We start from the raw sequence: 26,851 nt of genomic DNA on the forward strand, positions 1-26,851 counted from the left end.
AAAGTAGGGAGACATTTGTCTCCCCCTATTTATATATAAATTTTAGTATATTAAATCATTTAATCTTGATTTTACAAATTCAATATGTGATGATTTATTATTAACTTCTTTAACTGATAATGCATGATTAGTTAAAACTTCTAAATCTAATTCATTGTTTAATAATTGTTTACCTAATTCGCTATCATAAGAAGAATATCTATCCTTTTTAACATTGTCTAGGAATCCAGTTTCAATTATTCTAGCTGCTGCTTTTAATCCTCTTGCATAAGTATCCATTCCTGCAATATGAGCTATAAATAAATCTTCTTGTTCAAAAGAAGTTCTTCTAACTTTAGAATCAAAGTTTATTCCACCATCATGTAGTCCACCATTTTTTAACACTTCTATTAATGCTAAAGTAGTATCATATACATTAGTTGGGAATTCATCTGTATCCCATCCTAATAATGGATCTCCTTGGTTAGCATCAATTGAGCCTAAAGCATTATAATTTCTAGCTACATTTAATTCATGTTCAAAAGTATGTCCAGCAAGAGTTGCATGGTTTGCTTCAATATTTAACTTAAAGTGTTCCATTAAGTCATACTTTTGAAGGAAAGCTAAAGCTGTAGCTGAATCAAAATCATATTGATGAGTCATTGGCTCTTTTGGTTTTGGTTCAATTAAGAAAGTTAATTTGTGATTAATCTTTTCACAGTAAGCTATTGCCATTTTATATAATCTTGCGATATTTTCTTCTTCAAATTGAATATCTGTGTTTAATAAAGTTTCATAACCTTCTCTTCCACCCCAGAATACAAAGTTTTTACCGCCTAATTTTTTGCTTATATCTATTCCCTTTTTAACTTGAGCTGCTGACATTGCATATACATCTATATTAGGACTTGATGCTGCACCATTAACATAAATAGGATTAGCATGTCTATCTGCTGTATTCCATAAAAGCTTAATACCAGTCTTGTCCATCTTTTCTTTCATGTAATCTGTTATAACATCTAAGTTGTGGAAGAATTCTTCTAAGCTATTTCCAAATGGAGCAACATCCATGTCATGGAAGCAAAAATATTCAACGCCTAACTTTTGTAAAAATTCAAAATTTGCATCAACTTTATTTTTTGCTGTTTGCATTGGATCTTCTGATATCCAATTTCTTTGGTTAGTTCCTTTTCCAAATGGATCTGATCCATCATTACAGAAAGTGTGCCAATAAGCTACTGCAAACTTAAGATGTTCTTTCATTGGCTTTCCCATTACTATCTCTTCTGGATTGTAATGATGAAACGCAAGCATATTATTACTTTCTGGTCCTTCATATTTTATTTTTTCAATATTATTAAAAAATCCCATTTTCCCACCTCTTTTAATTAGTTAGTTTTCCTATCTAACTTAATAATAACTCTTAATTTTAACGATGTCAATGTTTACATTTAATTTTTTTGTCTGTTTCGCATTTTATTATTTTTGAACTTTTCTTATACCTATGCTATATTATTTATAAACAATCAAAGAGGATGGTACACTATGGAAAACAAGTTTAACATTAGGAAGTCCAATATAGTTGAAATCTTAAGCCTTCTTTATAGTAAACCTAATATATCAAGAATAGAAATCTCAAAGCTTATTAATCTTAATAAAGCTAGTGTCTCTGAGATTATTAGTTTATTAATTGAAAAGGATATAGTTTATGAGATTGGAATAGGTAATGGGAGCTCGAGTGGAGGTAGAAAACCTATATTACTCAAATTAAACGAAAAGGCTGGATGCAGCTTAGGGATTGATTTAGGCATTGATTATATTAGATTTTTACTTACTGATTTAAATAAAAATGTTTTATCCCATGAGCGTAAAGAAATAAAAATCACAAAAAATAATGTTGTTGAAACAATAGTAGATATTATAAATTCTTTACAATATATAATAAATGAATACAACTATGGATTAATAGGTGTTAGTCTTTCCATACATGGTAGAGTGTTTATGGATGAAATTAAATTTACTCCATATTATGATTTAGATAAAATTAATTTAAAAGATGAGCTATCTAAAATTATGCCAAATATAAGTTTTCATCTAGAAAATGAATCTAATTTAGCTGCAATTGGAGAATTTCAAAACTCTTCAGAATCTCTAAATAATTCTATAGTAATTAATGTACATACTGGAATTGGTGCTGGAATAATAATTAATGGTGAATTATATTCCGGCTTTGAAGGCCGCGCAGGCGAAGTAGGTCATATGGTTCTTATACCAAATGGTAAAAAGTGCCCTTGTGGTAATAATGGTTGCTTTGAGCAATATTGCGCAATTCCTGCTTTATTGGAGGACTTTAATATTAACTCTACAAAAAAAATATCTACAGTAAAGGAACTTTGTGATTTATATAAATCAAATGATAAAGTTGCAATTGAGGCTATATCTAGAAATATAGAGTTTATAGCTATGGGGTTAACCAATATATTTAACTTTTTTGCACCAGATAACATATTTATACATAGTGAGTTAATTGATTATATACCTGAATACTTAACATTAGTTAACCAAAAAATCAACTCTATTTTTTCTAAGGATATTACTTTACTTGAAAATAAACTCGATGGTAAATCTAATTTATATGGTGGTATACATCGTTGCATTTTTGACTTTTTTGATAGATTTACAGACATTATATAAAGGGCCTCGCGAAACGCGAGCCCCTTTATATAATAAGATATTAACCTTTTTAATGTAATAAAGCTTACTTCTTTCATTTAATTTTCTCTAATTCTATCTATTATATCCGAGATTTCATCATAACTTTCTACCCATATAATATTTATTCCTAATTGTTCAAAAGCTGCTTCATGAAGCTCATTGTTTATATTATTAAAAGATTTAAGGATATTTTCATTTATACTAAAATCCTCCATTGATAATCTAAAGTCCTTTTTTCTCATAATTGCATAATGTTTTCTAAGTTTATTCTTTCTGTTACTTATAGATAGAAGTCTTCTTAAATTTGGATCTGTTAATGATAATCCAATCATTAATGTAGTATTTTCCCTTAGAAAATTTAGTTGAGTTATATTAGTCCAAGAATATGGATCATTATATAGACTATGGTATCTATCTTCAGAAAATACTAATAACCCTTCTGATAATCGTTCATATTTATCAGGATTCCGTGGTAAAAATCCATGAACATGATAAATTCCTAGTTTATCAGAAGTTGAGTAATCTAATTCACTATATAAAGAGTTATATTTTATACCATATTTATTGAAGTTATCCTCTAGTAAGTCATCAAAATTATATGTAACAATAGCTTTAATTCCAGTTCCATTATTTCCTTCTAAACATAATTTTGAAATACTATTTAATAAACTTGAATTTCCATTACCATTATTAATATTCTTATATAATAATTGTGCTAAACTTTCTTCAAAGGAATCTCCCAATGCTGATTTTATAAGTGCCGATTGCAATAGAGGCGATTTATTATTTGTTTCTTTCATTTTCCTTATAATAAACTCTTTTTCCTCGGAAGTTATACTAATATTTTTCTCTTCTAACTCCTTCATTATCATAAGTATTAATAAATCAGACATTAAATCATCCCAATCTCCTATACCAGCCTCCTTAGATACACCTGCCCCCAAGAATAAAACTAATTCATCTCTACTGTATATCTTTTTAAGTTCATTTATTCGTTCTTCTCGTATTTTCTTCCATCCATCGTCACTTTGATTTAAAGCTTCACTTACTAAGTTGCTTAATAAAAACTCAACTATCTTTGAAAAATCCCCATTTCTAAAATTATTAAACTTATTGTCAATTTTACATAATTCATCTAACCCCCATACTTTGACCTTATAATCTATTTTTTCTCCATATATCTTCTCTAACGTAGACACTTCTTCTTGTGTAAATTCACTTCCAAATACAAACAATATACTTTTTATAGATAATTTTGAATTTTTTATTGAATTATTTAACTTTTCAATGAGTTCCTTATCTACTCTAAAGTAATCCTTTCTATTTTTATGCAATATTACTTCTATAATCGTCTCTCCACTTAGTCCATCTATACCCTCGGGTATAATTGCATTAATAGCCGAAAACTTTCCTACTTTAATATTTTTATTTAAAGATAATTTATTTTCATCTTTTAATTTCTTATTTATAGAATTTAAAACTAATGATTCAAAATAATACATAATATTAATTAAAGTTTTATTACTGGTAGCATTCTTGTTTTCGCTATACATACTCGAGCACTCTCTTTCTTCATAACTTTATTTATATTGTATCTTATTATTTAGTTTATTATAAAAAAATCCTATAAAGTACTACTAAAAAAGTATACTTTATAGGATTAGTTCAAGATTATAAAAATCTATATTTTATCTTATTGTGATTATTTACTTCTTCTCTTTGCTAATTCATATAATGTGTGAACTGGAGCACCTGTTCCACCCTTTACACATAAGTCACTATTACCTGAAGCCCAAGCTGTTCCAGCTATGTCTAAATGTAACCAAGGCTTATCTTGTACGAATGCTTCAATAAATAATCCAGCAGTTATTGTACCTGCAAATCTTCCACCACTATTTTTTAAATCTGCTATGTCAGATTTAATTAATTTCTTATAATCATCAAATGCAGGTAATTGCCACATCTTTTCTCCAGTATATTCTGAAGCTGATTTTAATTCATCAAAGAACTTATCATTATTTGTAACTACAGCTGTTGTAGTTTCTCCTAGTGCAACTAAAGCTGCTCCTGTTAATGTAGCTAAATCTATAACTTCATTAACCTTTTCTTCAGTTATTATATAATGAACAGCATCTACTAAAGTTAATCTTCCTTCAGCATCTGTATTAACAACTTCTATAGTCTTACCAGCCATAGATCCAATTACTTCACCTGGTTTATACGCATCTCCAGATATTAAGTTTTCACAAGCTGCTACTACTGCTACTACATTAAGCTTTAAGCCTCTTTTTGCAATAATTGACATAGCTCCAATTACAGACGCTGCTCCACCCATATCTGATTTCATATCTAGCATACCATCAGTTGGCTTTATTGAATATCCACCTGAATCATAAGTTAAGCCTTTTCCTACTAAACCAAGAACCTTATCTTTATTATCCTTATCTCCAAAGTATCTCATAACTATAAGCTTAGGTTCCTTTGAAGATCCTTTAGCTACATTATAGAAAGCTTCCATGTTTAATTCTTTAATTTTTTCTACTCCATGAACTTCAACTTCAAATCCACTTTGTGCTCCAACTTCAACAGCTTTATTAGCCAAAGTTTCTGGATAAATTACATTTGATGGTTCATTTACTAAATTTCTAGCAACTATAATACCATTTGCTATTTCTCTGCCCTCTTCAATTGCAGATAATATTTCTGGAGTTGCTTCCTTAATTCCGCATCTTCCAATTGATACTTCTAATTCATTTTCTTCTTTTACATCAGACTTATATTTGTTGAATGTATATTCTGATAAAAATGCTGCAATTTCTGCATTTTTAATTAATTCTTCAATTTCTATTGTTTCAGTCTTTGGAAGTCTTAAGAACACTGAGTTCACTTTTAATTCCTTAGCTTTTTTAATGGCTTTTGCAGTTGCTTTTCTAACTACATCAACAGTAAATTCTTCCTCTTTTCCTAAACCTACTAGTATAATTGTTTGAATTGAATCATTAGAATCTATTGTAAATGTATATAATTCTCCTTCTTTACCATTAAATAAATTTCTACTTTGTGCTAAAACAACGTGTTTATTTATCTCTTCTTTTGGTAAGTTAATATTGTTCTCAAATAAATAAAATACTTTTACATCTCCTTGAGAGCATGTAAAGCCCCTATATGATACCTTCATTTAATCACCTCGTCTAAAACTATCTTTTAATCATAATACCACTATTATAAAAGCTATTCAATGGATAATAATTATTATTTGTTTGAAAAAATATTTTATTTAAATAATTTTTTATTTTATTGTATAAAAATTTTATTTCTGTAAATAATACTAATGTAGATACAAAACCTGTTTAATACAGGTCCCATCCCCCATTTATTTATAAAGCGCTTCGGCGCTTTTTTATTTTATAAATTATCTTAAGAGTTCAAATATCTTATAATATAGACCGCCTTCTTAAAGTATTTTACTATAATAATTTCTTTTCTTAATAGATTACTCTTCTTAGCAAGTTACTGTTAAATCCAATAAGGTTATGAGCTAAACATATCATTAATTTATTCATATGAAATATACAAAATTATGTAAACCTATTAATTTAAATGATATAATTAATAGTAACTATAATAATTTATGAAGGTAGATGAGAATATGAAAATTAAGAGGATAATCATAATTCCTACAATATTATTGTCATTTATACTATTAATCAGTGGATGTTCAAAAATGGATAAAGCTCAAAAGGCTTATGATAACTACACTGAAAAATGGATTCAAAGTGACTATGTAGGTATGTATCAAATGCTAACAAATGATTCAAAATCAACTATATCAGAAGAAGATTTTACTACACGATATTCTAATATATTTTCTGCAATAAATGCTAGTAATTTATCCTTAGAGGTTTCTGGTGATAAAGAAAAAGCTGATAATCAAATTATTGTTCCCTTTAAATTAAGTATGAATACTATAGCAGGTGATGTTACTCTTGCAGATTATAAATTAACATTAGTTAAAGAAGATAAAGAATATAAAGTAAAATGGGATGAAAGCTTAATTTTCCCTCAAATGACTAAGGATGATAAAATAAGAGTAAGTACTATTCCATCTAAAAGAGGAAGTATATTTGATAAAGATGGTAATCCATTAGCGCAAGACGGGACTATTGATACTATAGGCTTATATCCTGCTAAGTTTAATTTGTCAGATATAGATTCTAAAATCGCTGAAATAGCTAGTATTCTTGATATTAGTGAAGAAAACATAAAAACAAAACTTGAAGCAAACACTAATCCTGAGCAATTTATTCCATTGGTTGATATATTACAAAATGACTCTAAAGTTCCAAAGTTAGCTAATAGAAAAGGAGAAGGAATTCTAATTCAACCTAAACCTGGTAGAGTATATGTCGGTGGTGAAGCTTTTGGAAGATTAATAGGTTATATAGGAAGTATAACAGCTGAGGAACTTGAAGCTAATAAAGATAAAGACTATCATGATACAAGCCTTATAGGTAAAGCTGGCTTAGAACAAGTTTATGAAGATACATTGAGGAGTAAAGATTCAGCTGAAATATATATCGAACGTGGGGAAGAAAAAATAACTATTGCAAAAAAAGATGGCGAAGATGGAAAGAATATAAAAATATCTATAGACTCTGAACTACAAAGTAAGATATATAGTGAAATGACTGGTGAAAAGGGAGCTGCTACTGCTGTTAATCCTAAAACCGGTGAGGTACTAGCTATGGTGAGTGCCCCTTCATTTGACTCAAATGTGTTTACAACTTATGTAACTAAAACTCAAAAAGCAAAATGGGAAGAAACAAATAATGCTGATGAAATAAATAGATTTAACAAGACATATTCTCCTGGATCAACTATGAAGCTTTTAACTTCTGCAATAGGGTTACAAAATGGTGTTATAGATCCTAATGCAACAAGAGATATTAGCGGCTTAGGTTGGCAAAAAGATAGTTCTTGGGGAGATTTTAAAATAACTAGAGTAACTGATCCAGGAAAAGCTGTAAATCTAAAAGATGCAGTTAATCATTCAGATAATATTTACTTCGGACAAGTGGCCCTAGAACTAGGTAGTGAGAAGTTTATAAATGGAATTAAAAATTTCGGAATCGGAGAAGAGTTAAACTTTGAGTATCCTATGCAAGAATCTCAAATTTCTAATGATGGAAATCTAAACAGGGAAATTCTACTAGCAGATACCGGATATGGACAAGGTGAACTTATGGTTACTCCATTAAATGTAGCTTTATCTTATAGTGCCTTAGCAAATGGCGGAAATATAATGCAGCCAAGATTAGTAATAAGTGAAAATACTGATGCAAAGGTTTGGAAACAAGGTGCTATAGCACAAGAATACTTACCAACATTAATAGATTCTTTTACTGCATTAATCAATGATTCTGGTTCAACTATTCCAGATGGAGCTGTCCCTGGCTTTAGAGTTGCAGGTAAAACAGGTTCTGCTGAAATTAAGAAGACCCAAGATGATACTACTGGAACCGAAAATGGCTGGTTTGTATCTGTAGATCCAGATACAGCTAAAATTTCTTTAGTTATGATTGTAGAAGATGTTAAAGGTAGAGGTAGTAGTCATGTTACTGTACCTAAGGTAAGAAATGTTATGGAATACTACCTTAGTAAATAGTGAAAAATGAAAGAGTAAAAAATTATAGAATTATAGTGGAATCTCAAGCATTTGCTTGAGATTCTTTCCTTTATATAAATAATAGAAACTCAACATAGGTTGAGTTTCTTCACTAATTCTTTCATTCTTTAATTTCTTAATTTTTTAATTATCTAAATACTACCTTATTATCTTCAAATTTATCAATTATAGCTAATGACTCGACTCTAGCTCCCATACTTTCTAAAATACTTCTGCCTTCTTGGAATCCTTTTTCTATAACTATTCCCACTCCAACTAAATTAGCACCTGATTGTTTAACTATATCAATCATTCCCTTAGCTGCACAACCCATTGCTAAAAAGTCATCTATAATTAATATGTTTTCGCCTTCATTTAAAAACTGTTTTCCAACTCTAACTTTGTATGTCTTTTTCTTAGTAAATGAATGCACTTCTGATTCATATACATCTTTATCAAGATTTAAGCTTTCTGTTTTCTTTGCAAAAACTACTGGAGCATAATTAAAATATTGAGAAGCTATAGCTGCTATCCCAATTCCTGATGCTTCAATTGTAAGTATTTTATCTATTCTTTCACCATTAAATCTTTCTCTGAAAGCTTCTCCTACTTCATTTAAAAACTTTATATCCATTTGATGATTCAAAAAACAATCAACTTTTAATATATTTCCTTCTCTTACTTTTCCTTCAGTAATTATTTTTTCTTTTAACTTTTCCATATAACTATCCCCTTTATTACTTTTCTATAGTATTCTTAAAAAGCTTGTCTTCTTTTTTTTTATAATTCAAGTAATAAGGCCAAAGCAAATTACATGGCGATAATCGAATCTTCGTAGTTAGGATATTTACGGTTTCCTAGTAGAGACACTTGAACCATATCTTCAAGCATATACGAATACTATATGTATATTTTTTTTATTTATTATAACACTATTGTTGTATTTTGCGAAGCAATTTATTTAGTGAAAATTTAAGCGTGAAAGAGTGAAATGTTAATGTTGTTTTATTCTGCAAGATTAAAAACAATAAGTGCAAAGCATCTTTTATACAAAATCCGTAAGTTTTTTTCCTCAACTCTTTAACTTAGTATTATAAATTATAAATATAACTAATACTCTAATTCACATATTTTTTTTTCTTGCAAAGTTCTTTTTACATCTATTATTCTTTGATTGGTTGACCCTCTGAATCTCAAACCATCCTTCATCTTATTTTTATCAAATTTACCATCTACTAAAACATCTATATTACTAATCAATTCTCTCCAACCATTTCTTTTATCTAAATTAATTAATATTTCTTCAAAAGTATATCCTGTATAACTCCATACATTTAATTTATTTTCTTTAAAACTTTTTGCCATATATGCAAACTCTTCTGCTCTTTCAAAAGGATCTCCTCCACTAAAAGTAACTCCTTTAATCATAGGATTTTTTACTACATCTTTAATTAGTTCATCTATATTACGTTCTTCTCCACCATTAAAATCATGTGTATCCGGATTAAAACATCCTTCGCAGTTATGTTTGCATCCTTGAGAAAAAAATACTCTTCTTATTCCTGGACCATTAACTAAACTTTCATAAGCTATCCCTGAAAGTCTTATAGTATCTTTCATCTATGACTACATCCCCTTTTATTTTTAAATTACTCCTTTATTTAAATTAATCTCTTATTTTAATTTTATCATTATATTTTTCTATTATTCCTTTAGTTCTATTTAATGATTCAATCACTCTACCTTTTCCTTCTTCAGTTAAGTAATCTGCATCATTAATAGTAGCAGGAACAACTTCATAAAATAATTTTTCGTCCTTTTCATACCAATTAACCCAAGTCGGTATATATGTTGGATACTCAACTTCAATCTCATTTGTATTGATGTTCTTTTTTAATTTTACTGATACAATAATTCCATCTTCTGTATATGGATTTTGTATCCTCTCAGTTCTTTGACTTGATAAAAAATTACCCATTGAATAAATTACAGCTGTTTCGTTAAGCCCATCTTCTGATTTAATAATATCTATAGGTTGTAATGAATGTGGATGTGTCCCAAATATTATATCTACATTTTGATTTGCTAGAAATTTAGCCATATTTATCTGTGTGCTATTTGGTTCTAATTCATATTCTTCTCCCCAATGCATATAAAAAATAATAACTTCCGCTCCATTATTTCTCATATCAAGTATCTGTTCTTTCATTTCTTGAAGATCTAAATCTAATGTATCTTCTCTAAATGTATTCATTAATGGATAAAGTTCTTCTGGTATAGTTGTACCATTTAATCCCCTTGCTCCACCTTCAGCAGTCATTGAATAACTATATGATATTATACCAACCTTAATTCCATTAACATCCTTTATTACATACCTATTATCATTCGTACTCTCTCTTGTTCCTATTATATCAAATTTTTTTTCTTTAAGAATACTTCTAGTTCTATTAAACCCTCGTACATCTCTATCTAAAGAATGATTATTCATATTATTAACAACATCTACTCCCGCCCACTTCATAGCATCTGCTAATTCATCTGGAGTATTAAAGCTTGGATACCCTGAATATCCATAATTCTCTATACCAGAAAGTGTTCCTTCTAAATTCGCAATAGTTAAGTCTGCACTATTTAAATAATCTTTTACATATTGAATAGTATTTTTGAAATCATATGTATTATTTTCTTCATTATATTGAGTTTCCAGTATCTCCTTATGTATTAAAAAATCCCCTGTAGCAACTATTTCTATGGTTTTTATATCATTATCTTTTACTTCTATATTTTCTATATCTTCATTTAAATATTCATCAGGGCTTATATTGTCAGTATCCTCTACAGCTTTGTTATTAAAGTTATTTAATAACACCTCAACTCTAGGAATAAAAAATACCCCTACTGTCACTATAATAACCATAGCCATTAATAAAATGATTCTTTTTCCCTTACTTTTCATAATTCCCCCTATGTTATACACTTTTACCTTTATTATATCCTATTAAATATAAAAAATGGCATACAAAACAATTAAATTTTGCATGCCATTCATTTTATTATTGTCTATTCATTTTATTATTATCTATTTATCTTAACATAATTTAACCTTCCGCCAGCCTTTATTACATCAATCTCCTTTTTAGTTAAGTTAATATATACATTAAAGCTAGTTCCATTGGTTATATCCTTTATTCTAGCTTTACCATCAACTAAAGCTCTTTTAATATCACTTATTAAAAGCTCATCTAAAATTCCTACCTTATAATAATCTACTTCTGCTTCAAATTCCATTGGTATAATTCCATTATTTATAAGGTTTGCCTTATGAATTCTTGCAAAAGATTTAGCAATTACAGCTTTTACTCCTAAATATAAAGGTGCCAATGCTGCATGTTCTCTACTTGAGCCTTGTCCATAATTATTACCAGCAACTATTATTCCACCATTGTTTTCTTTAGCCCTCTTTGGAAATTCTTCATCAACTGTATTGAAACAATACTCTGATAGATAAGGTATATTAGATCTAAATGGTAATAATTTTGAATTAGATGGCATTATATGGTCAGTTGTGATATTATCTTCAACCTTAATTAACACTTTTCCTTCAACCTTATCGCCTAACTCTTTATTTACAGGAAAAGGCTTTATATTAGGTCCTCTTACAACTTCTACTTTATCTCCCTCTTCCTCAGGAGCTATTATCATAGAATCATCTATTAGGAATTCTTTTGGCATTTCTATATTAATATCTACATCAAGTTCTCTCGGATCTGTAAGAACTCCATTTATCGCTGAAACTGCTGCTGTTTCAGGGCTTACTAAATATACTTTAGCAGATAGTGTTCCACTTCTTCCATAAAAGTTCCTATTAAAGGTTCTTAATGATACTCCATCCGTTCCAGGAGCTTGCCCCATTCCTATGCATGGTCCACAAGAATTTTCTAATATTCTTGCTCCTGCACTTATTATATCTCCTAAAGCTCCATTTCTAGCTATCATCTCCATAACTTGTCTAGAACCAGGTGCTATAACTAAACTTACATCTTTATGCACCTTTTTCCCCTTTAATATTCTAGCTACCTTCATTAAATCTTCATAAGAGGAATTTGTACAACTTCCAATAGCAACTTGATCTATTTTTATTTTTCCGATTGACTCTACTTCTTCAACATTATCTGGACTATGTGGCTTAGCTGCTAAAGGCTTTAAATCACTTAAATTTATTGTAATTTCCTCATCATATACAGCATCTTCATCTGGTTTAAACTCTATCCAATCTTCTTCTCTCCCTTGTGCTTTAAAGTATTCTAGTGTTTTTTCATCGCTAGGGAATATAGATGTAGTTGCTCCAAGTTCAGCTCCCATATTAGTAATTGTAGCTCTTTGAGGAACTGAAAGTGTTTTTACTCCATCTCCGCAATATTCAAATATTCTAGAAACACCACCTTTAACTGTTATCATCCTAAGAACTTCAAGTATTATATCCTTAGCTGTAACCATTGGTTTTAATGAACCAATTAAATTAATTTTACATACCTTAGGGGTAGTTATATAATAAGCTCCTCCCCCCATGGCTAATGCTACATCTAATCCACCTGCTCCCATAGCAAGCATTCCAACTCCACCAGCTGTAGGAGTATGACTGTCAGATCCTATAAGAGTATCTCCAGGAACTGAAAATCTTTCCAAAAATACTTGATGGCATATTCCATTACCTGGCCTTGAAAAATAAACACCATATTTTGATGCCACCGTTTGTATGAATTTATGGTCATCAGCATTTTCAAATCCTTGTTGAAGCATATTATGGTCTATGAAGGCTACAGACTTCTTTGTTTTAACTCTATCTATTCCCATTGCTTCTAGTTGCAAATACGCCATTGTTCCTGTAGAGTCTTGTGTTAATGTTCTATCTATTTTAATTCCTATTTCCCTGCCAACTCCTACGCTACCTTCAATCAAGTGATTTTTTAGTATCTTGTAAACTAAGTTGTCCCCCATTAATTTATTGCCCCCTTTTATTTAATTAACTTTCTCTTCATTTATCCTCAAGTACTCTTTATATATTTTAACAAGTTCTTTATCGAATAAACTTCTCTTTAATCTTACTGAAGTAGCTCGTACCATTTCTAATATATCTTGTGCTGAATTAGTATCCAACTCTATTCCATACTCTCTAAATTTATTTATAATTCCAGCTTTACCGGAATGTTTTCCTATAACTATTTGCCTTTCTAATCCAACTATTCCAGGATCAAAAGCTTCATAATTTTTAGGATTTTTTATTGCCCCATCCGCATGTATTCCTGACTCATGCGCAAACATGTTATCTCCTACAATAGCTTTCCATGACGGTAATATTCTACCTGATGCTCTGGATACATATTCTGAAACTTCCCTAAACATAGTAGTATTTATATTACCTTCATAGTTATATACAAACATTAATGCCATTAAAACTTCTTCTAATGCGGCATTTCCTGCTCTTTCTCCTAAACCATTAACAGTTACCCCAACATGAGATGCCCCGCCCATGATTCCTGCAATAGCATTTGCAGTTGCCATTCCAAAATCATTATGAGTATGCATTTCTATATCAAAATTTGTTTGAGAACATAGATATTTTATATCTTCTTTGATTTTAAATGGCTCCATTATTCCTACTGTATCACAATATCTAAACCTATCTGCACCTGCTTGTTTTGCAGCTTCTATAAATTGAATCAAAAATTCTCTATCAGCCCTTGAAGCATCTTCTCCATTTACAGATACATACAAACCATTTTTCTTTGCAAACTCTACGGATTTCACCATATTGTCTAAAACCCATTCTCTAGAAGTTTTAAGTTTATGCTGTATATGAATGTCAGAAACTGATATTGATATTGCCACTGCATCTACTCCACAATCTATTGACTCTTGTATATCTCTTATAACTGCCCTATTCCAAGCCATAATACTTGATTTTTGATTTCTTTTTACAATTTGTTTTATGGCTTCTTTTTCATCTCCACCCATAGTAGGAATTCCTACTTCTAGTTGATCAACCCCAAGTTCACTTAGCATAGATGCTATTTCAATTTTTTCTTCATTTGCAAAAACCACTCCTGCTGTTTGCTCTCCGTCTCTTAAAGTAGTATCTACAATAAAGACTTCTTTGCCATTATTTAAATTTTTAACAGACATAAGCTTCCCCCTTTAATTTTACTTATTGCTAATTAATTAACCCCAACTTCAGATAATAATTCATAATTTTTTGAAAATTATTAATAATCATTTTATCATATCCACTAGCTTCAAACAAGTAAAACAAGGTTAATTATTATAAAAATTGCAAGTTTTAAGAAAATTATTTCAAATTTTATGCTCATTATATTTTAATAGCCTAAATAAATACAATAAATTGCAATAAAAATAAAAAATCTTGCATTTATTTAAAGCATAAAAAAAATAGGGTTATTTAAAAACCCTACTTTTTTAATAATTATAAACTTCTATAAAACTCTATAATTATTTTTTTTACTTCCAGAATGAGATATCCTATCTGCTCTTTCTTCAAACTTACCAGGTCCAAACCTTTCATCAAGACTTAAATATCCAGTCACTCTTGAAACCCCTTGAATATCCTCACTTCCGCAATCTGGACACTTTCTCTCACTACTATTTAAATACTTTCCGCAACTCTTACAATATCTTATATGAAAGTTTATTCCTAAGTAACTTATATTTGTGCACTTATATGCATAATTTAATATATCCATTATTGATTCTCCTGATGGAGTATCATCTACTTCTATATAACTTATATGTCCAGCGTTACATAGCTTATGATAAGGAGCTTCAATGTCAATTTTATCTTTTATTGATATAGGATATTTAACTGGTATATGGAAACTATTAGTATAATAATCTTTATCAGTTACACCTTTAATAATTCCAAATGATTTTTTATCTTTCTTTATAAATTTTCCAGAAAGTCCTTCTGCTGGTGTAGCATAACAACTCCAATTTAATTTTGTTTCTTCTGTTGTTCTATCAATGAAACTTCTTATATGACTAACAATCTTAAATCCTAAATTTCTAGCTTCATCATCTTCTCCATGATGATGGCCAGTTAATGCAATTAAAGTTTCTGCAAGCCCAATAAACCCTATCCCCCAAGTTCCTTGCTTTAATATAGGTTCTATAGAATCCTCTTGAGATAGGCCTTCAGACCCCTTAAGTAAGCCTTGCCCTGCAACAAAAGGTAAATCCTTAACCTTAAGTTTCTTTAATACGTCATATCTATAAAGTAATGATTCCTTTGCTAACTCTAATCTTTTATCTAAGATATCAAAGAAATCATCAATATTTCCTTTTGCTTGAATTCCTATTCTAGGTAAATTCATTGTCACTGGAGCAATATTACCTCTTCCCTTGCATCCTGGTTCTCCATTAATATTTTTCATTAAATAAGTTCTACACCCCATAGTTGCTGGCATATATCCCATATCATAATATTCCTTGTTAAAATCAGCATCTATATTCATAAATGTAGGATTCATCCTCTTAGCTGCAACTCTGCATGCTAATTGATATAAATAATGATATTTATCTTCTGGCTCTCTATTTATTCCCTCTTTAACTCTAAATATTATATTAGGGAATATTGGTTGTTCACCCTTGCCTAATCCCTTCTCATATTCTAATAAGAATATCTCACATATTAATGCTGCATCCTCTGAATTTGGTATCCCTAGATTTATAGAACTAAAAGGAACCTGTGATCCTGCCCTAGAATGCATTGTATTCAAATTATAAACAACACCTTGCATTGCTTGATGTATCTTCTTTTTTAATCTTTCTTCTGCTAATTTTTCTATCTTATCCTTATCTAATCCAAGCTCTTCTAATTCTAACTTTATTTCTTTTCTTGTAAGATCAACAAATACAGCCATATCATTATCAAAGTCAGGATGTGACTGCCCTCCAAACATATCATTTTGACTTGATTGAAGTAATATACAAGAAAGTTCCGCCGCTGTTTCTATCCTTTTAGGGACTTTAATAGTTCCATAACCTGTATTAAATCCTCGTTCTAATATTTCTTTTGTCGGTATGTGTAAACAATTAATGGTTAGGTTATAGCTATCTAAATCATGATAATATAAATCTCCATTTTCATGTGCTTTTGCTAGATGTTTTGGCATCATAGCTAAGTTATGCCACTTATTAGACTCTGATGCTATTCTTAATAATTTAGAACTAAAATTATTTCCAACATTAGCATTATCCCTATCAGTTTCTATACCTATCTTTTCAATAGCCCTCATTAAATCTGATTTTATTTCTCTAACCTTAGTTCTCTCTTTTCTATAGCTCGAATATGCAATTTTTATATTTCTATAATTACTATCAATTAAAGATTTTTCAACTAAGTTCTGAATTTCTTCAACTGTTATCTTTTCATTGCCTGTTTCTTCAATATAATTTATTACCTTTTTTACAATATCTAATAATTCAACTTCCTTAAGCTTTTCCCCTATTTCATCCCCTGCTTTTCTTATTGCCGTAGCTATTTTCACTGAATTGAAGGAAACTTCTCTCCCATCTCTTTTTACTACATATAGCACTTAAACTACCCCCGTTACACAATATATTGTATTTATTATAGTATTCATTATACGCTCTAAAAATATTCATTTCAAATTATAATATAATTAGATTTCAATAGATATACTTCCAATACGTGGTATTTTCTTCTATATTTACTTCTTTTTATACTTATCTAAAGTTGACAAATAAAAATTTCTCTTAACAAAACTATATCAATAGTGATATAGTTTTTAATTATCAGTATTGATATATACATTTGCTATGATATAATAAAAATGTATAGATTTTGAAGATTTTGAGATGATAGAATTATATTAAATGATTTGATATTAGGAGGATTTTTATGCAAAAAATAGCATTAATAGTTGATAGCGCGTGTGATTTATCTCTTGAGACACTTAAAGAAAAAAATATTCATTTACTTCCACTTAGAATTGCTTATTCTCATAAAGAATATAGAGATAAGATAGATATATCTGCTGACGAAATTTACAATAACTTAGAAAAAGAAGTTCCTAAAACCTCTTTACCTAGTGCAGAAAATATGGAAGAAATTTTAGTTTCATTAGAAAATGAAGGATATACCCATGTTATTGCTGTAACTATTTCTAGCGGCCTATCAGGAACTTTTAACTCAATAAGATTAGCACTAGAGGATCATCCTAAGCTAACATCTTATGTATTTGATACAAAAATTTTAGCTATGCCTGAGGGTATTGTTGCATTAGAAGTAGCTAATTTAATTAATGACGGAAAAACATTTGAAGAAATAGTATCTGAAATTCCAAAAATAAGAAAACGTATTACTGGATACTTTACGATAAATACATTAGAATACTTAAAAAGAGGCGGAAGAATAGGAAAGATATCTGGTACAATAGGAGAAATGTTGAATTTAAAACCTATTGTAACTGTTGATGAAGAAGGTATCTACTATACTGTATGTAAAGCTAGAGGAAGAAAACAATCAATATTAAAGCTTACAAATATATTAAAGGATGAACTTGCTTTAGGACCTTGTAAAGTTTGGGTACTTCAAGGTGGAGCTCTAGAAGAAGCCAAAAATTTCATGGAATCTCTAAAGGGCTTAGAAAACATAGTTAGTCTTGATATCTCTCAAATAAGCCCTGCTTTAGGAGTACATGGAGGACCAGGGTTACTTGGACTAGCAATTCAAAAGGTTAATTAATATGGATAATTACAACCTTCACCTAAGCAGTATAGAAGATATAAAAGAGGAAGAAAAAAGACTCCATGAAGAATACAAAAGAAAACTTTCAGAATTAAAAAAAATTCAAAAGGAAAAGGAATCCGTTGGTCAAGTATTTACTAAAGGACTATTACCTATATATGTTCTTCATATACTTAGTATTGGTCCTTCAAATGGAAATGACATTGCAAATAAGATAGGTGAGCGTACAAACGGACTTTGGATTCCTAGTACTGGTGGTATTTATCCTTTACTAAAAAAACTAGAAAAAGATGAATATGTAATTGGTGAATGGGATGATCCTAAAAAGAAATTTCAAAAAGTTTATTCCTTAACTCAAAAGGGAAAAGAAGAATATGAATCTAGGAAGAACCTTTTAAAACCTAAGATAGAAGAAGCATTAAAGGTATTTAAAATAATTTATAAGGACCTTTATAAATAGTTTACTTCTTGTATTATATTCTTTGATTTTGCACAAAATAACATTATTAATATTTAGGTGGTGTTATTTTGAAAGGTAAAATTATTGACTATAATTATTTTGAAGCTTTTGTGGCTTTGGATGATGATACTGTTGTTAAAGTTCCACTTACTCAAGTAAGTGATTATTTAAGTGTTGGTGCAATAGTTAATATTGATTCTAATAACTTGAGCTGTAGCACTAGTAATAAGCCTAAAATGACTCAAGATAAAATAGTAGATTTTTTTTAATAATAAAAAGATGCTTGATATCAAGCATCTTTTTATTATGATACGCTTATTGCATTTACTGGACAACTAGCTTCTGCATCCTTAGCTTCATCTTCTAATTCACTAGGAACATCAGGATTTTTAGCTACAGCCTTCCCATCATCATCCATTTCAAAAATTGATTCACAAATTGATGTACATAATCCACATCCAATACAAGTATCTTTATCTACATGAGCTTCCATACTATAATCTTCCTTTCTATATTAATATCAATAATATTTTACCCATCAATATATATTTTATGTATTTCCTACTAATACAAACCTTCAAAAATTAATGAATATAAATCATTATTTATTACATATTCCTCTGCTATTCCTTGCTCTAAAGCTTCAGTTAAATCTACATTTATAGGAAGTTCTCCAATTAAAGGCACCCCTAAATATTCAGCATGTTCCTCTGCTGACTTCTTACTAAATACTCTCATTTTAGTATCACAACCTGGACAATTTATATAAGACATATTCTCCACAACACCTCTTATTGGTAAAGGCATCTTATTTGCCATTGTTATTACCTTTTTAACTATCATAGATACCATGTCTTGTGGTGTTGAAACAATAATAAGCTCTGTAATAGGGAAGCTTTGCATTACTGTTAAAGTTATATCTGATGTTCCTGGCGGCATGTCTATTAATAAGTAATCCAGTTCTCCCCAAACCGTATCAGTAAATAATTGAGTTAGAACGCTTGTAACTATAGGACCTCTCCAAACAACAGGATCATCTTCTTTTGGTATTAGTAGATTCATTGATAGTACCTTTACTCCACCTTTTGATTCTACTGGATTATATTTAAAATTATTTTCATCAATAGGCTCAATAACCGCTCTTTTATTACTTATACCAAAGAATCTTGGCATTGAAGGACCTGTTATATCAGCATCTAAAACGCCTACCTTATATCCTTTTTTTCTTAATGTACTTGCTAGTATTCCAGTAACTGTAGATTTACCAACTCCACCTTTACCACTTATTATTCCAATTACATTTTTTATTTCACCATACTTCGGTAATAACTTACCACAACCTTGTGCTCCAACAGTATCCTTTGAGCTACATTTATTTTGACTTGGACAAGTTGAACAACCTGACATATCACTTACCTCCTACCAATTTTTCTCTATTTCCTTTGGAATATTATCCTTTGTATAAATCGAAATATTCCATTCCTTAAATTCATTTTCCCCAACTACATAATAATAATACTCTATGTTATTTTTCTTATCTTGCACCGTTATATTACTCTTATAATTAGTTGAATTATGACCTCTATTTTTGATGTTTATAACAATATCAAAATCATTTTGATTATTATTTACCATCTCTACATTAGGTGTAATCTTTCTAGCTCTCGTAAGAAAATCTTCTATATCTGAAGAAAATATATATTTTAAACAATCTACATCTTCTTGTATATCAATTCCAATCTTATTATTCTCATTATTAAGAGCTTCTTTTTGCAAATTCATAACATCTAATATAGGATTATAATATATGTATTCAAAATCCCTAGGCTTCCTAATTATTGATAAATTTTGAAGAATCCCTTCATCTAATCTTTTAGAAACTGTAAAACTTATATCATCGTTATAAAAGTTTCCATCATAAGCTCCAACTACATAATTAAAAGTTTTAACTTCATCACCAATTTTCACTTCAAAAATATAGTCTGGCTGTAAATCAGATTTTTTTTCACTTACCTTTGCTTTTGATAAAAGGTTATACATGTTTAATATAGCTTTATCATCTGTTACAAGAAATTTGAATGACTTATCCCTAACACTTTGAATACTTATAACGTCTACTTTTCCACTTCCTAAGTAATCAAAATAACCATTGTCACTTCTAAATTTATTTTTTATATTATCTATCATCCCGCAAGATGTTAAGTTAAACGACAGTATTATTACTAATATAGTGATTATATTCTTTATTGGCTTTTTCAATTATATCCTTCCCCCTCTATTAAAAAGTCAATAGTATCCCTACAATAACTTATAGTTAATTAGGAGAAGCATTAGCTTCTCCTAATTATAAATAAATTATAATACTTTAATTCTTTAATAGCAAATCTTATTAAATGATTATTGAAAACTCTTTGATATACTATCAAAGACAACATTTATGCTATTTTTTTCTTTCCCTTTTATATAGGAATATTTAATCATAAGAACTTTTCCCTCTGAGTAATCTCTAAGATAATATTTATTTATAGTATTGTCTTTTTCCTTATTTATAATATGCCAAGTACTATCATCTTCTACTATTTTTATATCATCTTTATTTATAGCTATATCATTACAAATAGTTTCAATATCACCATTTGTTATAGATATATTTCCATAAATATCATTCCCATCATTGAAATTAATATTTATATAACTATTAGAATTATCATCTATTTCCCACCCTACTGGTAGTGAAACTTTATATTTTCCCTCTCTCAACAAATAAACATCAAATTTTTCTATATTATTATTTGAAATTGCAACTTTCCTTATATCATTTATAAATAGATTTTTCATACAGACTATAAGAAACATCAGGAATACCATTAGGGTTATTACATAGATTTTTTTCTTATTCATTTAATATACTCATTAGGATTTATAAGTACACCTTATTATAGTACTCTATTGCATAGGTACTACAACAGTTGAATTTCTGAAATCGTAGAACATTAACCAACATCCCATTCCATCCCTAGTTTCATTACTAATCCAAGTTACAAATCCAGTTTTTCCTTCATAAGGTTGCTCATCCCTATTTTTCTTTCCTGGAATACCATAAACTATATATCTTAGATTTCCATCCTTATCACACTTATATCCAAGCATAAAATGTCCATACTTTCTTATATATGGATAATAATTAAGCATTGGATAATATGCTACTGTATATCTATTATAATTTGACATATTGCACATTTCATGCAAATCATGAACCGGAATTTTATACCACTTACAGTATTTTATTTCTTGATATTCTCCTCTGCAGTGTTCAAATCCATTAGCAATTCCCTCGAAGTATTCTCCGACACTTCCCCTTATTGTAAATACCTTTGGATCCTCTTCCACCATTTCCTCTACTTTTTCTTCTATCTTTTCTTCGTATTCATCAAATTTATTTCTATTATTGCCCCTATTTGATGAATCCATTCCATAATAATTAATGCCTTCAGCTTTATTTTCAAATGGATTTTCTGCAATATCTTTATCAACAAATGGATTATCTTCATTGATAGTTTCTTCTTCATCAATATTACTCTTATCACTATCTCTATTTAATGAATTCATTCCATAATAGTTAAGATCCCCAGTTTTATTATCAAATGGATTTTCTGCAATCTTTTGATCAATAAACGGATTATCTTCGCTAATAATCCCTTCTAAATCATTAGGTTCTTCTGCAATTTCCTTTTCTTCTTTCGCTTCTTCTAAATATTCTTCATCTTCTACATTTATAGGATCAATATTATCAATTTCCTCTATAATAGGTCTTTCACTTCTAATATCTTCTTCTCTATGTTCATCACAGATCTTTTCTTCTTTCTTCTCTTCATGATGTTTATTTTCGTGATGTTTATTTTCTTCCTTTTTCTTCTTTTCATCTTTCTTAATGTATTCAATCTTATCCTTTATTTTTTCATGAGCAGATTTTACTATCTTGTAATTCTTCCAACTTTCACTTGGTTGTTCTCCATTTATAAATCCACACATTATTATAATTGGAATTCCATCCTTCACCTTAGCTATTGCCGCTCCTGATATCTTATCATAAGATAATCCTAATCCTGCTATATCATCAACAGAATATTCCTTTGTTATTTCTGCTTTGCCACCATCTGAAATAGTGATCTTGCCTAAGTCTACTATTTTCTTAGTATCTTTCTTATTGCATATAGCCATAATGCAATAATCATCATCATTCCTTAGATTTTGAGCATAAAAAGAAATTTTGCATGTATCTCCCCTTGCCTCTATCTTTGAATATCCTGATAAGGTTTTGTCATTAGAATTAGAGTAACCTCTTTCATCTTCTTGTAAAATAATAAAATTTCTATACAACTTATTTAATTGTGACAAACCTCTAGAACCTCCACTTTACATTAATTCAATACATTATATGCATTGCATATCTAAATATGTTAAAAATAAAACTCGTGAGATTATTTGATATTACACCAAATTTCTCACGAGCCTTATTTAAGCTATAAAATAATTTTATAAATTCAAGTTAAGAATTAAAAATACTACATTTTTTCATATATTCTATCTGACAAAGTTGCAAACTCTTCTATAGTTAAAGTTTCCCCTCTTCTTTTCGGATCAATTCCAGCTTCATTAAATGCTAACTCTAAATTTTCTTTACTTAATCCAATATTTTTCACACCATTCCAAAGAGTTTTTCTTCTCATATTAAAAGAATTCCTAATTATATCAAAAAATAATTTTTCATTTTGAACCTTAACTTTCGGTTCACTTAATTTATCTAATCTTATAACTATAGAATCAACTTTTGGCCTTGGTATGAAGCATTGAGGCGGTACTCTTCTAACTATTTTAGTATTACAGTAATATTGAACTAATAATGAAAGAGATCCATAATCTTTATTCCCAGGATCTGCATTCATTCTTTCTGCAACTTCCTTTTGTATCATTATAGTTAATGATTTAAATTTATAACCTTCCTTTAATAACTTAACAATTATAGGTGTGGTAACATAATAAGGTAAATTAGCAACAAGTTTTACACTTTTTTCTTCTCCGATTATATCATTAAAGTTAACCTTTAAAGCATCATTATGTATTAATGTAAATTTAGGATTATCTCCTATTTCTTGATTTAAAATAGGTATAAGATCATTATCCAATTCTATGGCTACTACTTTTTTAGCCTTATTTAATAATTGAGCTGTTAGCGTACCAACTCCTGGTCCTATCTCTATTACTAAATCATTTTCATCTACTTCAGCTCCAGCTACTATATCTCTTGGAACTGAATCATCTATTAAAAAGTTTTGACCTAAACTCTTAGAAAACTTAAAATTATATTTTTTAACTAACTCAGCCGTTTTTACATCTTGTATCTCCATTACTTTTTCACCCCTAAATTTTCTTCTATTTTCTCTATTGCTGCAATAAATTCTTCTTTTGTTATAGAATATTTATTTAATCTACTTAGCATTTGGTTTGCATTACCATACCCTATTCCTAACTCTTTTCCTAAGATTATTCTTCTTCTTTTTGAGTCAACATCGCCCGTAAGTTTAAAATGAAACATATCTTCTGAAGTATATATTTCGTTAACTACTTCTTCTGATATTTTCGCTCTATTTAATGCCTCTATGATAACCTCAGGAGTTGCATTTTCTACACCTATATCGTCACCTTTTATTCCATCTTCTTGAGCTATATATGCATGCTTTATTCCTTTTACTCTTTTTGCTATTATGCTTCTAATCTTTTCTCCTGCAAAATCAGGATCTGTTAAAACTATTACACCTTTTCTTTTTTGAGCCTCTTTTATTCTTTCTATTACTCTAGCATTTATTCCAAATCCACCAACGGCTATAACTTCAGCATCAACAGCTTGTTTAACAGCAGTTATATCATCTCTACCTTCAACAACAATAACCTCTTTTATCAAAATATTTACTTCCTTTCCGTAAATAAAGATATACTTTATTTATTACATCTAAATAATAATTTATCCTTATATTCTTATTATGTCAAATTAATTAGAAAATAAAAGGGTGCTCTAACTTTAGAGCACCCTCTTATTTTACCATTCTCCTGGATAAGCTAAAATATAAACAGGAACGTTATACTTCCTTCCCCAGTCGGTATATGCTTCTGCTTCAGAATTTACATATACATCTATGATATTTCCTTTAATAGCACCACCAGTATCTGCCGCTACAGCCTTTCCATATCCCTCTACATAAACTAAACTTCCTAGAGGAATAACCCTTGGGTCAACCGCTATAGTACTTATGCCATTTGGATCTCTAACAGGTACACTTCCTGTTGCTGTAATCCCACCTCCACTATATGCAGTAGACTCACAATATATTACGCTCTTATAATTTAATAGCTGACCATCTCTACTTGCAAAAGCTTTTCTTGTTCCTTGTGCAATTACTTTATTAACTGGCTCTGCTAATACCTTGGAACTTTTTACAGATCTAGAAAATTCAGCACCATTTTTGTAAACTATTTCATAAGTGACTTCCTTTTCTCCTGAAGCTCCATCTTGTCTCACTTCTTCTAGTCCACTATCAAGGTTTTCGTCTGACTCAACTACTACATCAAAATCAATAGCCTCTTTGGCTAACTCTTTTTTAACTTCAACCTTAACAAGGTTAATTTTTAAATCCGATGTAATTTTCGTACTTAATGCAGGAGCTATCTCGTCCAAATTTTCATTAAATTCAATTCCTTGATTCTTAAGTTCTTCTTTTTCTACTTCTAGCATTTCTTCAATAGTATCTTCTGCAGTATCAATTTTTACTTGTTTATCTCCTACAGTCAGTTCTACTGAAACAGCTCTCTTAATAGATATTGTATCTCCTTCAGATACCTTACCATTTAAAGCTGGTTGAACCTTATCTTTAGGGTTAACTTCTACCCCTTTCGTATCCAACACATCTTTAACAGTCCCCTTATATGTGACAAACGTTTCTTCTTTACCGTCTATTTTCATTGTTACTGTCTTTCTCATGTTTATGAACGTCACTGATAAAACAATAGCAGCTAGTACTACACCTATCAGTATTTTTGCCTTTGGACCGTTAGAAAAGTTGTTTTTCATGTATTCCTTACATTTTTCTACCATCTACTTTACCTCCTTTGGCAAGAGCGTCTTTTGCATTATAATTGAATTAAGCGCTTTTGTCAAATTAAGACCTCCTGCATTAATAAAACTGCGGATAAATGCATCATATGCATACTCAAAATATAAATTATAAATTATAGCAACTTTGCAGCCTTTCATAAAAAGTAGACTTAAGTTTTCTACAATTTCAACATTATGTAATAACAAAACATCAAAATTGTTAAATTTTTGAAATTATTACTTTTTTATTTTACTTTATAAACTATTTCCAATCAACCTCTTAAAATTATCATTTACGGCCAAATTAACTTCTTTAGGCTCTAATTCTTTTATTATAGCTATTTGTTCTATTATATAAGCAATATAGTCCGATTTATTCCTTTTTCCTCTATTTGGTACCGGAGCCATATATGGACAATCTGTTTCGACCAATAATTTTTCTAATGGAACATGCTTAACTACCTCAACTATTTTTTTTGCATTCTTAAAAGTAACTACGCCTGTTATTCCAATATAGTATCCAAGTTTTATACATTCCATAGCAAATTCAGTACTACCTGAAAAACAGTGCACTATTCCATTTACTTTAGGAAATTCCTTCATAATTTCCAATGTATCTCCGTGCGCTTCTCTATCATGTATTACAACAGGAAGGTTTAACTTTTCTGCAAGCTTCATTTGTTGCCTAAAAACTTTCTTTTGTATATCTTTTGATGGATTCTCATCCCAGTAATAATCTAATCCAATTTCCCCAACAGCAATTATCTTTCTATTCTTTTCAATTAAATCTAAAATCTCTTCTTCTACATCATCATTGAATTCATTTGCATTTTCTGGATGTATTCCCAAAGCTCCATAGATAAAATCATTTTCTAAAGTCAATTTATTTGTTTTTGATATACTTTCATAACTAGATGCACAATTTAATATCCCTATAACTCCATTTTCCTTAATTTGCTTAAATACACTTTCTCTATCTTCATCAAAAGCTTCATCATCATAATGAGCATGTGTATCAAATATTACATATTTATTTTCCATATCTATTCCTCCAATTCCCTTCTGAAATTATTATAAATATTATTATATTACAAA

At 29.4% G+C, this 26,851-nt stretch carries 23 protein-coding genes and 1 riboswitch; of the genes, 5 read left to right on the forward strand and 18 right to left on the reverse strand.

The window, feature by feature from the left end; translation table 11 throughout:
- Positions 1 to 42: 42 nt before the first annotated feature.
- Entirely contained in the window at positions 43 to 1,350 is a 1,308-nt protein-coding gene (gene xylA / locus I2E83_RS09625) for a xylose isomerase (protein ID WP_195265975.1), read from the reverse strand.
- Positions 1,351 to 1,524: 174 nt separating this feature from the next.
- Here xylA and I2E83_RS09630 point away from each other — a divergent pair, with 174 nt between their 5' ends.
- A complete protein-coding gene (locus tag I2E83_RS09630) occupies positions 1,525 to 2,673 on the forward strand; it encodes an ROK family transcriptional regulator (RefSeq protein WP_195429605.1) in 1,149 nt (382 codons plus the stop codon).
- 77 nt (positions 2,674 to 2,750) lie between these two features.
- Here I2E83_RS09630 and I2E83_RS09635 read toward each other — a convergent pair whose 3' ends face one another.
- Both I2E83_RS09635 and I2E83_RS09640 read right to left on the reverse strand, forming a co-directional pair.
- A complete protein-coding gene (locus tag I2E83_RS09635; RefSeq protein WP_195429606.1) occupies positions 2,751 to 4,247 on the reverse strand; it encodes an SIR2 family protein in 1,497 nt (498 codons plus the stop codon).
- Positions 4,248 to 4,396: 149 nt separating this feature from the next.
- Positions 4,397 to 5,872, reverse strand: a complete 1,476-nt coding sequence (locus tag I2E83_RS09640; RefSeq protein ID WP_195429608.1) for a leucyl aminopeptidase — start codon at positions 5,870 to 5,872, stop codon at positions 4,397 to 4,399.
- Positions 5,873 to 6,418: 546 nt separating this feature from the next.
- On the opposite strand from I2E83_RS09640, the gene I2E83_RS09645 reads away from it, so the two are divergent.
- A complete protein-coding gene (locus I2E83_RS09645) occupies positions 6,419 to 8,359 on the forward strand; it encodes a penicillin-binding transpeptidase domain-containing protein (protein ID WP_243249632.1) in 1,941 nt (646 codons plus the stop codon).
- A gap of 148 nt (positions 8,360 to 8,507) precedes the next feature.
- Here the strand turns inward: I2E83_RS09645 and I2E83_RS09650 are convergent, their stop codons facing one another.
- From I2E83_RS09650 to I2E83_RS09675, 6 genes are all read right to left on the reverse strand, one after another.
- Complete coding sequence (locus I2E83_RS09650; protein WP_195263835.1) at positions 8,508 to 9,080, reverse strand: xanthine phosphoribosyltransferase; 573 nt, start codon at positions 9,078 to 9,080, stop codon at positions 8,508 to 8,510.
- A 94-nt stretch (positions 9,081 to 9,174) separates the two neighbouring features.
- A riboswitch (purine riboswitch) is annotated at positions 9,175 to 9,276 on the reverse strand.
- A 193-nt stretch (positions 9,277 to 9,469) separates the two neighbouring features.
- The gene (gene nrdG, locus I2E83_RS09655) at positions 9,470 to 9,979 is read right to left on the reverse strand and encodes an anaerobic ribonucleoside-triphosphate reductase activating protein (RefSeq protein WP_195263836.1); all 510 of its coding nucleotides are present in this window, start codon (positions 9,977 to 9,979) and stop codon (positions 9,470 to 9,472) included.
- A gap of 46 nt (positions 9,980 to 10,025) precedes the next feature.
- Positions 10,026 to 11,318, reverse strand: coding sequence for a CapA family protein (locus tag I2E83_RS09660; protein ID WP_195429612.1), 1,293 nt, complete (start codon positions 11,316 to 11,318; stop codon positions 10,026 to 10,028).
- Positions 11,319 to 11,437: 119 nt separating this feature from the next.
- Positions 11,438 to 13,360 carry an aconitate hydratase gene (locus tag I2E83_RS09665; RefSeq protein ID WP_195429614.1) on the reverse strand — a complete coding sequence of 641 codons (1,923 nt, stop codon included), beginning with the start codon at positions 13,358 to 13,360 and terminating at the stop codon, positions 11,438 to 11,440.
- A gap of 21 nt (positions 13,361 to 13,381) precedes the next feature.
- Entirely contained in the window at positions 13,382 to 14,545 is a 1,164-nt protein-coding gene (gene nifV, locus I2E83_RS09670) for a homocitrate synthase (RefSeq protein ID WP_195263839.1), read from the reverse strand.
- Between the two features lie 308 nt (positions 14,546 to 14,853).
- Positions 14,854 to 16,971, reverse strand: coding sequence for an anaerobic ribonucleoside triphosphate reductase (locus I2E83_RS09675; RefSeq protein ID WP_195429616.1), 2,118 nt, complete (start codon positions 16,969 to 16,971; stop codon positions 14,854 to 14,856).
- Positions 16,972 to 17,297: 326 nt separating this feature from the next.
- Here I2E83_RS09675 and I2E83_RS09680 point away from each other — a divergent pair, with 326 nt between their 5' ends.
- From I2E83_RS09680 to I2E83_RS09690, 3 genes are all read left to right on the forward strand, one after another.
- Complete coding sequence (locus I2E83_RS09680; protein ID WP_195263841.1) at positions 17,298 to 18,143, forward strand: DegV family protein; 846 nt, start codon at positions 17,298 to 17,300, stop codon at positions 18,141 to 18,143.
- 1 nt (position 18,144) lies between these two features.
- A complete protein-coding gene (locus I2E83_RS09685) occupies positions 18,145 to 18,606 on the forward strand; it encodes a PadR family transcriptional regulator (RefSeq protein ID WP_195429618.1) in 462 nt (153 codons plus the stop codon).
- Positions 18,607 to 18,674: 68 nt separating this feature from the next.
- Positions 18,675 to 18,875, forward strand: a complete 201-nt coding sequence (locus I2E83_RS09690; RefSeq protein WP_195263843.1) for a hypothetical protein — start codon at positions 18,675 to 18,677, stop codon at positions 18,873 to 18,875.
- 35 nt (positions 18,876 to 18,910) lie between these two features.
- On the opposite strand, the gene I2E83_RS09695 is transcribed toward I2E83_RS09690, so the two are convergent.
- From I2E83_RS09695 to I2E83_RS09735, 9 genes are all read right to left on the reverse strand, one after another.
- Positions 18,911 to 19,099, reverse strand: coding sequence for a ferredoxin (locus tag I2E83_RS09695; protein WP_008681536.1), 189 nt, complete (start codon positions 19,097 to 19,099; stop codon positions 18,911 to 18,913).
- A gap of 71 nt (positions 19,100 to 19,170) precedes the next feature.
- The gene (locus tag I2E83_RS09700; protein WP_195263844.1) at positions 19,171 to 20,013 is read right to left on the reverse strand and encodes an Mrp/NBP35 family ATP-binding protein; all 843 of its coding nucleotides are present in this window, start codon (positions 20,011 to 20,013) and stop codon (positions 19,171 to 19,173) included.
- A 12-nt stretch (positions 20,014 to 20,025) separates the two neighbouring features.
- A complete protein-coding gene (locus tag I2E83_RS09705; protein WP_195263845.1) occupies positions 20,026 to 20,865 on the reverse strand; it encodes a hypothetical protein in 840 nt (279 codons plus the stop codon).
- Positions 20,866 to 21,003: 138 nt separating this feature from the next.
- Positions 21,004 to 21,507 carry a hypothetical protein gene (locus I2E83_RS09710; protein ID WP_195429619.1) on the reverse strand — a complete coding sequence of 168 codons (504 nt, stop codon included), beginning with the start codon at positions 21,505 to 21,507 and terminating at the stop codon, positions 21,004 to 21,006.
- Between the two features lie 45 nt (positions 21,508 to 21,552).
- Positions 21,553 to 23,004, reverse strand: a complete 1,452-nt coding sequence (locus I2E83_RS09715; RefSeq protein WP_195429620.1) for a hypothetical protein — start codon at positions 23,002 to 23,004, stop codon at positions 21,553 to 21,555.
- 167 nt (positions 23,005 to 23,171) lie between these two features.
- Entirely contained in the window at positions 23,172 to 24,014 is an 843-nt protein-coding gene (gene rsmA / locus I2E83_RS09720; protein WP_195263848.1) for a 16S rRNA (adenine(1518)-N(6)/adenine(1519)-N(6))-dimethyltransferase RsmA, read from the reverse strand.
- The gene (gene rnmV / locus I2E83_RS09725) at positions 24,014 to 24,568 is read right to left on the reverse strand and encodes a ribonuclease M5 (RefSeq protein ID WP_195429621.1); all 555 of its coding nucleotides are present in this window, start codon (positions 24,566 to 24,568) and stop codon (positions 24,014 to 24,016) included. The genes rsmA and rnmV overlap by 1 nt, the downstream gene beginning before the upstream one ends.
- Before the next feature lie 135 nt (positions 24,569 to 24,703).
- A complete protein-coding gene (locus I2E83_RS09730) occupies positions 24,704 to 25,756 on the reverse strand; it encodes a G5 and 3D domain-containing protein (protein WP_195263850.1) in 1,053 nt (350 codons plus the stop codon).
- A 255-nt stretch (positions 25,757 to 26,011) separates the two neighbouring features.
- A complete protein-coding gene (locus I2E83_RS09735) occupies positions 26,012 to 26,797 on the reverse strand; it encodes a TatD family hydrolase (protein ID WP_195263851.1) in 786 nt (261 codons plus the stop codon).
- Positions 26,798 to 26,851 lie beyond the last annotated feature (54 nt).

The organism is Clostridium sp. D46t1_190503_E9 (assembly GCF_015555225.1).
Classification (GTDB): Bacteria; Bacillota; Clostridia; order Clostridiales; family Clostridiaceae; genus Clostridium.

Excerpts from the sequence above, each read along its gene's own strand:
- xylA (WP_195265975.1), bottom strand. The coding sequence starts at position 1,350 with ATGGGATTTTTTAATAATATTGAAAAAATAAAATATGAAGGACCAGAA.
- I2E83_RS09630 (WP_195429605.1), top strand. The coding sequence starts at position 1,525 with ATGGAAAACAAGTTTAACATTAGGAAGTCCAATATAGTTGAAATCTTA.
- I2E83_RS09635 (WP_195429606.1), bottom strand. The coding sequence starts at position 4,247 with ATGTATAGCGAAAACAAGAATGCTACCAGTAATAAAACTTTAATTAAT.
- I2E83_RS09640 (WP_195429608.1), bottom strand. The coding sequence starts at position 5,872 with ATGAAGGTATCATATAGGGGCTTTACATGCTCTCAAGGAGATGTAAAA.
- I2E83_RS09645 (WP_243249632.1), top strand. The coding sequence starts at position 6,419 with ATGGATAAAGCTCAAAAGGCTTATGATAACTACACTGAAAAATGGATT.
- I2E83_RS09650 (WP_195263835.1), bottom strand. The coding sequence starts at position 9,080 with ATGGAAAAGTTAAAAGAAAAAATAATTACTGAAGGAAAAGTAAGAGAA.
- nrdG (WP_195263836.1), bottom strand. The coding sequence starts at position 9,979 with ATGAAAGATACTATAAGACTTTCAGGGATAGCTTATGAAAGTTTAGTT.
- I2E83_RS09660 (WP_195429612.1), bottom strand. The coding sequence starts at position 11,318 with ATGAAAAGTAAGGGAAAAAGAATCATTTTATTAATGGCTATGGTTATT.
- I2E83_RS09665 (WP_195429614.1), bottom strand. The coding sequence starts at position 13,360 with ATGGGGGACAACTTAGTTTACAAGATACTAAAAAATCACTTGATTGAA.
- nifV (WP_195263839.1), bottom strand. The coding sequence starts at position 14,545 with ATGTCTGTTAAAAATTTAAATAATGGCAAAGAAGTCTTTATTGTAGAT.
- I2E83_RS09680 (WP_195263841.1), top strand. The coding sequence starts at position 17,298 with ATGCAAAAAATAGCATTAATAGTTGATAGCGCGTGTGATTTATCTCTT.
- I2E83_RS09685 (WP_195429618.1), top strand. The coding sequence starts at position 18,145 with ATGGATAATTACAACCTTCACCTAAGCAGTATAGAAGATATAAAAGAG.
- I2E83_RS09695 (WP_008681536.1), bottom strand. The coding sequence starts at position 19,099 with ATGGAAGCTCATGTAGATAAAGATACTTGTATTGGATGTGGATTATGT.
- I2E83_RS09700 (WP_195263844.1), bottom strand. The coding sequence starts at position 20,013 with ATGTCAGGTTGTTCAACTTGTCCAAGTCAAAATAAATGTAGCTCAAAG.
- I2E83_RS09710 (WP_195429619.1), bottom strand. The coding sequence starts at position 21,507 with ATGAATAAGAAAAAAATCTATGTAATAACCCTAATGGTATTCCTGATG.
- rsmA (WP_195263848.1), bottom strand. The coding sequence starts at position 24,014 with ATGGAGATACAAGATGTAAAAACGGCTGAGTTAGTTAAAAAATATAAT.
- I2E83_RS09730 (WP_195263850.1), bottom strand. The coding sequence starts at position 25,756 with ATGGTAGAAAAATGTAAGGAATACATGAAAAACAACTTTTCTAACGGT.
- I2E83_RS09735 (WP_195263851.1), bottom strand. The coding sequence starts at position 26,797 with ATGGAAAATAAATATGTAATATTTGATACACATGCTCATTATGATGAT.